We start from the raw sequence: 11,085 nt of genomic DNA, 5'->3' as shown, positions 1-11,085 counted from the left end.
CGAGGAAGACCCTCCGCCTTGCGATTGCACGCACCGGATGCCGCGGCCCCCGCCCTCAGGGGCGGACGACGCTATTTGTCAGACACGACCTAGTGGATGCCATGCTGGTCCTTGGGGTCGTTCGACCGGAGGTCCCTGGGTGAGGGGTGCCGAGAAGCGGGATCGGAGTGCGGGGAGTCGTGAAGGGTCTGACTGAGGCGGATCTGCGGTCGCTGGCCGGGGCGCGTTCCTTCGAGCGCGGGCTCGGTTACGTCGACGCGGTGTCCGGGGTTGAGGTCGGGGACGACTGGATCAGGGCGTCGGTCCATGGCGCGGAACGGTACGAGGCGGAGCTGACCCTGGGCGGGCGCAGGGGGCCGATGGGACAGTGCGACTGCCCGTACGGCCAGGAAGGCAACTTCTGCAAGCACCTGGTGGCGCTGGGCCTGACCGTGCTCGCTCAGGAGGTCGACCTCCCCCGCCAGCGGGAGTCGGCCCGGAACCGGGCGCGGGGCCTCGACGCCTGGCTGTCCGGCCTGTCGAGGGACGAACTGCTCAGCGCCGTACGGGAGGAGGTCGCGAAGGACCGTCAGCTGCGGCGCCGCTTGGAGCTGCGGGCGGCGAGCGCACAGGGCGACCTGGCCGGGATCCGGTCTCGCATCCGCGAACTGCTCGACATCGGCCCGTACGCGCAGTACGGCCACGTCGAATACGCCGATGCCCGCGCCTACGCGGACCAGGCCGGGCAGGCGGTGTCAGCGGTCCGGTCGCTGACGGCCTCGGGCCGGGCCGCCGACGCGATGACGGTGGCGCGAGAGGCGATCGGGTTGCTGGCCGGGCAGTTCGAAAGCGTTGACGACTCCGACGGATGGCTCGGTCAGGTCGGCGTCGACCTGGCTGACGCCCACCACGACGCCTGCCGCGCCGCCCGCCCGGACCCGGAGGAACTCGCTCACTGGCTGGTCACTCACGCCCTCGATGACGCGGCCGACCTGACCGACATCGACCCGCTCGACTACGAGGACCTGCTGGGGGAGCGGGGAATGGCCGCCCTGCGCCAGTACGCGGTCGAGGCGTGGCAGGCCAACCGGTCCGGCTGGGCCGAGAAGGACCTGCTGCAACGGCTGGCCAAGGCGGGAAACGACCTCGACACCGTGATCGCCGTGCACGCCGCCGACCTCGCGCCGAACGGCCACACGCATCTGCACATCGCCAGGGAACTGGACGCCGCCGGCCGCTCCGACGAGGCGCTGGAATGGGCCGAGCGCGGCATCAGGGACGTCGACGACCTCACCGCCGTCGACACGGCCCTCGTGGACTACCTCGCCGACCGACACGCCCAGGAAGACCGGCTGCCCGCGGCCGTCGCCCTGCGCCGCGACCACTTCGCCGCCCGCCGCACCCTGCTGACCTACCGCCAGCTGCGCGCTGCCGCCCGGGCCGCCGACCGCTGGCCGACCGAGCGTGCGGCGGCACTTGACCTCTTGCGTGCGGACGCCGAGCAGCGTGCGGCCCGCGGCGCCCCCGTCCTCGTGGACGTGCTGCTGGACGACGGGGACGGGGACGCCGCGTGGCGGGCCGCCGCGGACTTCGGCGCGTACGACCACCAATGGCTTGCCCTGGCTGATCAGTCGCGCGCCGCCCGTCCCTCCGACGCGCTCGCCGTCTACCGGCGTCTGGCGGCCCCGCTCGCCGGGCAGGTCGGCAACGACGTCTACGAGCGGCTCGTCAGCCTGCTGCTGAGCATCCGTGACTGCCATCGCCACCTCGAATCGCCTGATGAGTACGCCGCGTACGTCACCGAGCTGCGGACCGCCCAGAAGCGCAAGCGCAATCTCATGCGCCTGATGGACGAACACGGTTTGTAGGCACTGCCCGACGCCGGCCGTCGTCAGCCGCCCGGGCAGCCCGCAGCCGCCGTCCCACGCTGGGACCCCGACGCCCGCGGCGACCCGGGATCCGCAGCCGACCCGGACGCCGCAACGGCGCGGTCCCGGCTCCGTACCAACTCCGGCAACACCGTGGCCAGCCCCGCAGCCGCCAACACCGCCCCCAGCCACAGCGGCGCACGCAGCCCGAACCGTTCGATCGCCACACCGCCCAGGGAAGACCCGATGATCACGCCCGTGGTGATGAAGGACGAGTGCACCGTGTTCACCAAGGGGCTGGTGTTGCCGGCGCGCTGGACGCGGGTGACCATCGCCGGGTTCATCGTGACGCCGACCAGCCCGATGCCGAGCAGGAACGCCACGGCCGGCGCGGGCACGTCGGCGAGGAGCGCGAACCCGCCGAGGAAGAGCAGGTTGAGCGCGAGCCCCACCGCGAGCACGGGCAGCGCGTACCGGTCCGCCAACCGTCCGACGACGGTGTTGCCGAGCACGGTCGCCCCGCCGTACGCGATCAGCAGCAGCGGCACGGTGCCGGTGGCGAAGCCGGTGACCTCGGTCAGGATCGGATTGAGGTAGCTGAAGGCCGAGAAGGTCGCGCCGATGACGAAGGTGCTGGTGGTCATCGCCAGCCACAGCCGCGGACGCCGGAAGACGCCCAACTCCCGCCGCAGCCCGCCCGCGGGCGCGACCCGCTCAAGCCGCGGCACGCCGAGCACGGTGGCGAGCGCCGCGACCAGCGCCAGCCCCGAGATGGCCCAGAAGGCGGCCCGCCAGCCGAACCGCTCGCCCACCAGAGTGGACAGCGGCAGCCCCAACAGGGTCCCGAGCATCAGCCCGTTCATGACGACCGCGATCGCCCGCCCGCGCACTTCGGGCCGGGCGAGCTGGACCCCGAGCGAGACGGCGACCCCGAAGAACGCCTGCGCGGCCACGCCGGTGATCACCCGCGCCACGACCATGACGACGTAGTCGGTGGCGAGCGCGGCGAGGACGTTGCCGACGAGGAAGACCGCGAACAGCCACAACAGGGCCGTACGGGGCGGCAGTCGGGCGAGCGCCACGGTCAGGAAGGGCCCGCCGACCGTCATCGCCACCGCGAACGCGGTGATCAGATACCCGACCTGCGGAACGGTCGCGTCCAACCCCTCGGCCATCTGCGGCATCAGCCCGGCGACCACGAACTCACTGGTCACCATGGCGAAGATGCCGAGAGCCAACACGTACACGGAACGGGCCACCAAGAGCTCCTCAGTTATGTATTGACCAGTCCAAAACGAGCGGAGGCGAAAGGACACCCCGTGCAGGTGTGCTTACGAAGCCCGTACGGAAGTGAGCGCCGCGACGGCGACCTCGGCGATGGCCTCCAGCGCGGCCCGATCGGCCCCGCCCTGACTGGAAACCCGGATCCCGGCGATCGCCGCGTTCACGAACCGCGCCAGCGCCCCCGCGTCCTGCGGCGCGCTGATGCTCCCGTCCCGCTGCCCGTCCTCCAGCGCCGCCCGCATCATGGCCAACCGCCGCGCCGTGTCCCGCTCCAAGATCGCGGCCGTCCGCGGATCCCGCCCGGCCATCCCCGTGAGCGTATTCACGGTCAAACACCCCAGGCTGCGCCCCCCGAGCCGCTGATCCGTCTCACTCTCGACGATCACCCCAAACAACGCCCGCACCCGCTCGCCCCCCGACCGCCCGGACTCCTCCAGAACCTCCTGCTGCGCACTGGTCGTCATGTCGACGTAGCGCGCCAGCGCCCGCTCGAAGAGGTCGTGCTTGCTCTTGAAGGTGTTGTAGATGCTGCTTCGGCCCAGCCCGGTGGCATCACACAGGTCCTGGGTGGAAGTGGCCTCGTACCCCTTCTCCCAAAACACCCGCATCGCCGCATCCAGAGCCCGCCCCTCGTCAAAGGTCCTAGGTCGCGCCATGCCGCGACCGTAACAGCTTTTGGATCGATCGGTCCATTACGGCTGTCCAATACAGCCCGGCTCGGACGGGGTGTCAGTTCCCGATGGTCCGCCCTGGCTCCGTGGCGGGATGCGGGCCGGATGGTCGCGGCGGTGCGACGGTCGAAGGCGGCTCGCTCTTGGGCTACACGCAAGAAGGGTCTTGTCTCCGCATCCCTGCAGAGACAAGACCCTGATCAATGGTGCCCCCGGCAGGATTCGAACCTGCGCACACGGCTCCGGAGGCCGTTGCTCTATCCCCTGAGCTACGGGGGCGCACCGTCCGCCGCGGTGTTCCCGCTGGCGTGACGGGTAGAACACTACCAGCTCCGGCACGGTGCCCGTGAACAGGTATTTCGTGGGAGGAAGTGGGGCGGGAGAGTGGTTCCGGGTCCCCCGGAGGGGGTGGAAGTGGGGAAAACCCGGACGCAGCCGCGGCGGTCGACCTACTCTCAAGTTGTGTCAGGTGCGTCCGGGCGGGTGCTCGTTGTCGATGACAATCGAGTCATTCGGCAGTTGATCAGGGTCAACCTTGAGCTGGAGGGCTTTGAGGTGGTGACCGCGGCCGATGGTGCCGAGTGCCTGGAGGTCGTGCGGGAGGTGCGGCCGGACGTCGTCACGCTCGACGTGGTGATGCCGCGGCTCGACGGGCTCCGGACCGCCGCTCGGCTCCGGGAGGACCCGGGGACCAGTCATCTGCCCGTGGCGATCATCAGTGCGTGTACGCAGTACGAGGTGGAGAGCGGGATCGCCGCCGGGGTGGACGCGTTCTTGGCGAAGCCCTTCGAGCCGGCCGACCTGGTGCGGCTCGTGCGTCAGTTGATGCTCCGGGAGGGGCCGCCGTCCGTGGACGGTAGGCGCGGGGCCGGGCGGGCCGGGAGCGCGCGGGGCTGACCGCATCGCGAAACGGGTTCGCTATCGGCCCCACCTCCTCGCCTACGCTTGTCCCGTGACCCCCGCAGAGCTCTCCCGCACCGTGCTGCACGCCGTGTGCCGCGCCGTCGAGGACGGTGTGCTGCGGGTGCCCGTACCGCAGGCGGTGAAGGTGGAGCGGCCCCGGCCCGGTGGGTGCGGGGACTACGCCACCAACGTCGCGCTGCGGCTCGCGGGCGCGGCCGGGCAGTCGCCCGTCGCCGTCGCGCGGACACTGCGGGAGCGCATCGCGCGGGAGCCGGGCATCGCCGGGGTCGAGATCACCGGGCCCGGGTTCTTGAACATCACGCTCGACGGGGGAGCGGACCGTCGGCGCCGGGACGTCGAGGACGCCGTCGAGCAGGTGCGGGCGTACGCCGCGCACGCCTCGGTGGTGCACCGCGGCGACCGGGCCGCCGTCTGGCACGACACGGTCGCGCTGCTGCGCCGTACCCAAGGACTCGGGCCGGCCGCGGACGTCGACGTGCGCAACCACCCCGACACCACCGACGCCCTCGGCCCCGACGCCACCCGGTGGGCCTTCCTCTCCGTGGCCGCGCACGACCTGTCGCGCCCCGGGACGCACCTGCTGCGACAGCACGAGAGCAACTCCCTCTTCACCGTCCGCTACGCGCACGCCCGCGCCAGTGCCCTGCTCCGCAACGCCGCCGACCTGGGATTCGCCCCCGGCGCGTACGCCCCCGGCGGAGACGACGACGAGTTGGAACGGGCCGTCGTCGACCAGCCGGGCGCCGTCGCGTCCGCCGCCCGCCTGCGCGCGCCCGACCGGCTCGCCCGGCACCTCGTGTCCACCGCCGAAGCGCTGCTCGTCAGCCAGCACGCCGTACTGCCCCGGGGCGGGGAGAAACCCACGGCCGCCCACCGGTCCCGGCTCGCGCTCGCCGAAGCCGCCGGGACGGTGCTCGCCGGCGGCCTGTCCCTGCTCGGCATCAGCGCACCCGACCACCTGTGAGAGAGACACGACGATGAGCCGCTCCGCCCACCCCGCCGGGCCCCGTCACGCCGACGTCCTGCCCGAAGGCCACTACAGCGCGCCGCCCGCGGACCTCAACCACCTGGACCCGAAGATCTGGTCCCGTACGGTCACCCGCTCCGCCGACGGCGTCGCCACCGTCGGCGGGATCGAGGTGACGCAGCTCGCCGAGGAGTTCGGCACCCCCGCCTACGTCCTCGACGAGGAGGACTTCCGCACCCGCTGCCGCGCCTGGGCCGAGGCGTTCGGCAAGGACGCGGACGTCTTCTACGCCGGCAAGGCGTTCCTCAGCAAGGCCGTCGTGCGCTGGCTACACGAGGAGGGGCTGAACCTCGACGTCTGCTCCGGCGGCGAACTGCGCACCGCGCTCGACGCCGGGATGCCCGGCGAGCGGATCGCCTTCCACGGCAACAACAAGTCCGCGCACGAGATCGAGCAGGCGATGGACGCCGGCGTCGGGCGCATCGTGCTCGACTCCTTCCAGGAGATCGCGCAGGTCGCGCACGCCGCACAGCGCCGGGGCGTGCGCCAGCGGGTGCTGATCCGGGTCACCGTCGGCGTGGAGGCGCACACCCACGAGTTCATCGCCACCGCCCACGAGGACCAGAAGTTCGGCATCCCGCTCGCCGGCGGACAGGCCGCGGAGGCCGTGCGCCGGGCGCTCGCCCTCGACGGCCTCGAACTGCTCGGCCTGCACTCCCACATCGGCTCGCAGATCTTCGACACCTCCGGCTTCGAGGTGGCCGCCCACCGCGTCGTCGGACTGCTCAAGCGCGTCCGCGACGAGCACGGAGTCGAACTGCCCGAGATCGACCTCGGCGGCGGGCTCGGCATCGCGTACACCGCCGACGACGACCCGCGCGAGCCGCGCCACATCGCCAAGGCGCTCCACGAGATCGTCACTCGTGAGTGTGACGCCGCCGGGCTGCGCACCCCGCGGATCTCCGTCGAGCCGGGCCGGGCCATCGTCGGGCCCACCGCGTTCACCCTGTACGAGGTGGGCACGATCAAGCCGCTGGAGGGCCTGCGGACGTACGTCAGCGTCGACGGCGGGATGTCGGACAACATCCGCACCGCGCTGTACGACGCCGAGTACAGCGTCGTACTGGTCTCCCGCACCTCCACGGCCGCTCCGGTGCTCAGCCGGGTCGTCGGCAAGCACTGCGAGAGCGGTGACATCGTGGTGAAGGACGCGTTCCTGCCGGCCGACCTGGCGCCGGGCGACCTGATCGCGGTGCCGGCGACGGGCGCGTACTGTCGCTCGATGGCCAGCAACTACAACCACGCCCTGCGGCCCCCGGTGGTGGCGGTGCGCGACGGTGCGGCGCGAGTGATCGTCCGGCGTGAGACGGAGGAAGATCTCCTGCGTCTGGACGTCGGTTAAGTGAGATAGACGTCTCGGATACCGGACGAAGGATAGAAAATGCTGTCCGGTGAGTGAGACTGGTCCAACCGTAGAAGTGATGAGAAACGAGGTCGGATGATGCGTACGCGTCCGCTGAAGGTGGCGCTGCTGGGCTGTGGAGTGGTCGGCTCAGAGGTGGCGCGCATCATGACGACGCACGCCGACGACCTCGCGGCCCGGATCGGCGCCCCCGTGGAGCTCGCGGGGGTCGCCGTGCGGCGGCCCTCCAAGGTCCGCGAGGGCATCGACCCGGCCCTCGTCACCACCGACGCCACCGCCCTGGTCAAACGGGGCGACATCGACGTCGTCATCGAGGTCATCGGCGGCATCGAGCCCGCCCGCACCCTGATCACCACCGCGTTCGAGCACGGCGCCTCCGTCGTCTCCGCGAACAAGGCCCTGCTCGCCGAGGACGGCGCGACGCTGTACGCCGCCGCCGAGCAGCACGGCCGCGACCTGTACTTCGAAGCCGCCGTCGCCGGTGCGATCCCGCTGATCAGGCCGCTGCGCGAATCGCTCGCCGGCGACAAGGTCAACCGCGTCCTCGGCATCGTCAACGGCACCACGAACTTCATCCTCGACAAGATGGAGCGCTCCGGCGCCGGCTACTCGGAGGCGCTGGACGAGGCCACCGCCCTCGGATACGCGGAGGCGGACCCGACCGCCGACGTCGAGGGCTTCGACGCCGCCGCCAAGGCCGCCATCCTCGCCGGCATCGCCTTCCACACCCGGGTGCGGCTCGACGACGTCCACCGCGAGGGGCTGACCGAGGTCACCGCCGCCGACATGGCCTCCGCCAAGCGCATGGGCTGCACGGTCAAGCTGCTCGCCATCTGCGAGCGCGCCGCCGACGGGCGGTCGGTCACTGCGCGCGTCCACCCCGCGATGATCCCGCTCAGCCATCCGCTCGCCTCCGTCCGCGAGGCGTACAACGCGGTCTTCGTCGAGTCGGAGGCAGCCGGGCAGCTGATGTTCTACGGGCCCGGCGCCGGTGGCGCGCCCACCGCGTCCGCCGTCCTCGGCGACCTGGTCGCGGTCTGCCGCAACAAGCTCGCCGGGGCCACGGGCCCGGGGGAGTCCGCGTACACCCAACTGCCCGTGAGCCCGATGGGCGACGTGGTGACGCGGTACCACATCAGCCTCGACGTGGCCGACAAGCCGGGCGTGCTCGCCCAGGTCGCGACGGTCTTCGCCGAGCACGGGGTGTCGATCGACACCGTTCGCCAGCAGGGCCGTCCAGACAGCGACGGCGAGGCGTCCCTCGTCGTCGTCACCCACCGCGCGCCCGACGCGGCCCTCTCGGGGACCGTCGAGGCGCTGCGCAAGCTCGACACCGTCCGCGGTGTCGCCAGCATCATGCGTGTTGAAGGGGAGTAACCAGCAATGACCCACCAGTGGCGCGGCATCATCGAGGAGTACCGGGACCGGCTTCCGGTGACCGACACGACCCCGGTCGTCACGCTCCGTGAGGGTGGTACGCCGCTCGTACCGGCGCAGGTGCTCTCCGAGCGCACGGGCTGCGAGGTGCACCTCAAGGTCGAGGGCGCCAACCCCACCGGCTCCTTCAAGGACCGCGGGATGACGATGGCGATCACCCGCGCCAAGGAGGAGGGCGCGAAGGCCGTCATCTGCGCCTCCACCGGCAACACCTCCGCCTCCGCCGCCGCCTACGCCGTGCGCGCGGGCATGGTCTGCGCCGTCCTGGTGCCCCGGGGCAAGATCGCGCTGGGCAAGATGGGGCAGGCGCTGGTCTACGGTTCGAAGATCCTCCAGGTCGACGGCAACTTCGACGACTGCCTGGACCTGGCCAGGAACCTGTCCGAGAACTACCCGGTGGCGCTGGTCAACTCCGTCAACCCGTACCGGATCGAGGGGCAGAAGACGGCGTCCTTCGAGATCGTCGACGCGCTCGGCGACGCCCCCGACATCCACGTGCTGCCGGTCGGCAACGCGGGCAACATCACCGCGTACTGGAAGGGGTACCGGGAGTACGCCGCCGACGGGCCGGCCACCCGCACCCCCCGGATGTGGGGCTTCCAGGCGTCCGGCTCCGCGCCGATCGTCCGCGGCGAGGTCGTCAAGGACCCCTCGACCATCGCCACCGCGATCCGGATCGGCAACCCGGCGTCCTGGCAGCAGGCGCTCGCCGCCCGCGACGAGTCCGGCGGCTTCATCGACGAGGTGACGGACCGTGAGATCCTGCGCGCCTACCGGCTCTTGGCCTCGCAGGAGGGCGTCTTCGTGGAGCCCGCGTCCGCCGCGTCGGTGGCCGGCCTCCTCAAGGCCGCCGAAGCCGGCAAGGTCGATCCGGGGCAGCGGATCGTCTGCACCGTCACCGGCAACGGCCTGAAGGACCCGGACTGGGCCGTCGCGGGCGCGCCGCAGCCGGTCACCGTCCCCGTCGACGCACCGACGGCCGCGGAGCACCTCGGGCTCGCCTGAGCGCCCCGGGGCGCCCGTCCGTCACCCGGGGCCCGCGTCCGCGCTCCGGCGCGGCGTACGCGCTGGCCACGGCCGTGCGGGCGGCGGAACGGGAGCAATACCCCGGTGTGATACGTCCCAAGCCGGGGATCAGCGGACATCGGGGCACAGGAGGCTCGCGACACGCATCGTGCGCCTCCTGTGCGCCCTATGTCGCGGCAGAACCTTCCTTCGATAGGCTGTACCGAACCCACCCACCGCATATGTCTGTGCAGCGGTGCAGTTGCGGTGTCGTCGCCGTCCTCGGCCCCCGGGCGCCCAGTCCCCGTTTGCCGCACAACGCCACGCACCAGCAGCAGGCAGCAGTCAGCACACGTCAGTTGAGAACCAAGGAGAGTCATCGAGCGATGGCCGGTCCAGCGTTCCGCGCCGCCGCCGTCCGAGTGCGCGTGCCCGCCACCAGTGCCAACCTCGGCCCCGGCTTCGACGCCTTCGGGCTGTCCCTGGGGCTGTACGACGACGTCGTCGTACGGGTCGCGGACTCCGGTCTGCACATCGACATCGCGGGTGAGGGCGCGTCGACGCTGCCCCGCGACGAGAGCCATTTGCTCGTACGCTCCCTGCGCACGGCCTTCGACCTGCTCGGCGGGCAGCCGCGCGGCCTGGAGGTCGTCTGCGCCAACCGCATTCCGCACGGGCGCGGCCTCGGCTCGTCGTCCGCGGCCATCTGCGCCGGGATCGTCGCCGCCCGCGCCGTGACGATAGGGGGCGACGCCCGCCTCGACGAGACCGCGCTGCTGGAGCTCGCGACCGAGATCGAGGGGCACCCGGACAACGTCGCGGCGTGTCTGTTCGGCGGCTTCACGCTCGCCTGGAGCGACGGCGGGGCCGCGCGGGCCATCAGGATGGACCCGGCCGATTCCGTCGTTCCAGTGGTTTTCGTGCCCGCGAAGCCGGTGCTCACGGAGACCGCCCGCGGATTGCTGCCGCGCACCGTGCCGCATGTGGACGCCGCGGCGAACGCCGGTCGTGCCGCCCTCCTCGTCGAGGCGCTGACCAGGCGTCCCGAGCTGCTGCTGCCCGCCACCGAGGACCGGCTGCACCAGGAGTACCGCGCCCCGGCGATGCCGCAGAGCGTCGACCTCGTCAACCGACTGCGCGCTGACGGCGTCCCTGCAGTCATCTCCGGTGCGGGCCCCACGGTGCTCGCGCTGGCGGAGCACGGCGTCGCCGACAAGGTCGCCCGGCTCGCGGGCGAGGGCTGGGCCGCGAACCGACTCGCCTTCGACGCCACCGGGGCGAGCGTGCTGCCGATGGTGGCGCCGGGCGCCGCGGAGTCGGGGGACGAGGGTCCGTCGCAGGTGGGAGGGGCCGGTGAGGGGACGGGTGACTCCCTTCCCGGATGAGCCTTCGGGGAGCGGGGCACCGCGCGGGACGCACCGCCACGTCCCGTCGCAGCGCACGGCGAATGGCAAGGACACGAGATTGCCGGTGAGGGAGAGGGGGAATGTTTGTTGGAGCCGGTAGTGTTAACCTCAAGTCTGCAAC

9 protein-coding genes and 1 tRNA gene are annotated in these 11,085 nt (G+C 71.8%); 7 read left to right on the top strand and 3 right to left on the bottom strand.

Translation table 11 applies throughout. The features are described from left to right. Positions 1 to 179 precede the first annotated feature (179 nt). Positions 180 to 1,847, top strand: a complete 1,668-nt coding sequence (locus ABZ842_RS15845) for an SWIM zinc finger family protein (RefSeq protein WP_361537231.1) — start codon at positions 180 to 182, stop codon at positions 1,845 to 1,847. A gap of 23 nt (positions 1,848 to 1,870) precedes the next feature. On the opposite strand, the gene ABZ842_RS15840 is transcribed toward ABZ842_RS15845, so the two are convergent. The 3 genes from ABZ842_RS15840 to ABZ842_RS15830 all read right to left on the bottom strand — a co-directional run bounded on the left by ABZ842_RS15840 (position 1,871) and on the right by ABZ842_RS15830 (position 4,081). Continuing rightward, positions 1,871 to 3,106: an MFS transporter gene (locus ABZ842_RS15840; RefSeq protein ID WP_361537230.1), complete on the bottom strand. Its 1,236-nt coding sequence runs from the start codon at positions 3,104 to 3,106 to the stop codon at positions 1,871 to 1,873. Between the two features lie 72 nt (positions 3,107 to 3,178). Next, the gene (locus tag ABZ842_RS15835; protein ID WP_361537229.1) at positions 3,179 to 3,787 is read right to left on the bottom strand and encodes a helix-turn-helix domain-containing protein; all 609 of its coding nucleotides are present in this window, start codon (positions 3,785 to 3,787) and stop codon (positions 3,179 to 3,181) included. Between the two features lie 219 nt (positions 3,788 to 4,006). Continuing rightward, positions 4,007 to 4,081, bottom strand: a tRNA-Arg gene (locus ABZ842_RS15830). A 135-nt stretch (positions 4,082 to 4,216) separates the two neighbouring features. On the opposite strand from ABZ842_RS15830, the gene ABZ842_RS15825 reads away from it, so the two are divergent. From ABZ842_RS15825 to thrB, 6 genes are all read left to right on the top strand, one after another. Then, positions 4,217 to 4,699, top strand: a complete 483-nt coding sequence (locus ABZ842_RS15825; RefSeq protein WP_361537228.1) for a response regulator — start codon at positions 4,217 to 4,219, stop codon at positions 4,697 to 4,699. A gap of 55 nt (positions 4,700 to 4,754) precedes the next feature. Further along, positions 4,755 to 5,690 carry an ArgS-related anticodon-binding protein NrtL gene (gene nrtL / locus ABZ842_RS15820; RefSeq protein WP_361537227.1) on the top strand — a complete coding sequence of 312 codons (936 nt, stop codon included), beginning with the start codon at positions 4,755 to 4,757 and terminating at the stop codon, positions 5,688 to 5,690. A gap of 13 nt (positions 5,691 to 5,703) precedes the next feature. Then, on the top strand, positions 5,704 to 7,095 hold the full coding sequence (gene lysA / locus ABZ842_RS15815) for a diaminopimelate decarboxylase (RefSeq protein ID WP_361537226.1): 1,392 nt from the start codon (positions 5,704 to 5,706) through the stop codon (positions 7,093 to 7,095). Between the two features lie 96 nt (positions 7,096 to 7,191). Further along, the gene (locus ABZ842_RS15810) at positions 7,192 to 8,493 is read left to right on the top strand and encodes a homoserine dehydrogenase (protein ID WP_361537225.1); all 1,302 of its coding nucleotides are present in this window, start codon (positions 7,192 to 7,194) and stop codon (positions 8,491 to 8,493) included. Between the two features lie 6 nt (positions 8,494 to 8,499). Further along, complete coding sequence (gene thrC, locus ABZ842_RS15805; RefSeq protein WP_361537224.1) at positions 8,500 to 9,558, top strand: threonine synthase; 1,059 nt, start codon at positions 8,500 to 8,502, stop codon at positions 9,556 to 9,558. Between the two features lie 386 nt (positions 9,559 to 9,944). Further along, positions 9,945 to 10,943 (top strand): homoserine kinase, encoded by a 999-nt coding sequence (gene thrB / locus ABZ842_RS15800; protein WP_361537223.1) that lies wholly within the window; start codon positions 9,945 to 9,947, stop codon positions 10,941 to 10,943. The last annotated feature ends 142 nt before the right edge of the window (positions 10,944 to 11,085 follow it).

It is taken from the genome of Streptomyces sp. NPDC047315 (assembly GCF_040643215.1).
Classification (GTDB): Bacteria; Actinomycetota; Actinomycetes; order Streptomycetales; family Streptomycetaceae; genus Streptomyces.
Note: the sequence above shows the minus strand (reverse complement) of the source record. Positions and strands in the feature narration are given on the sequence as shown.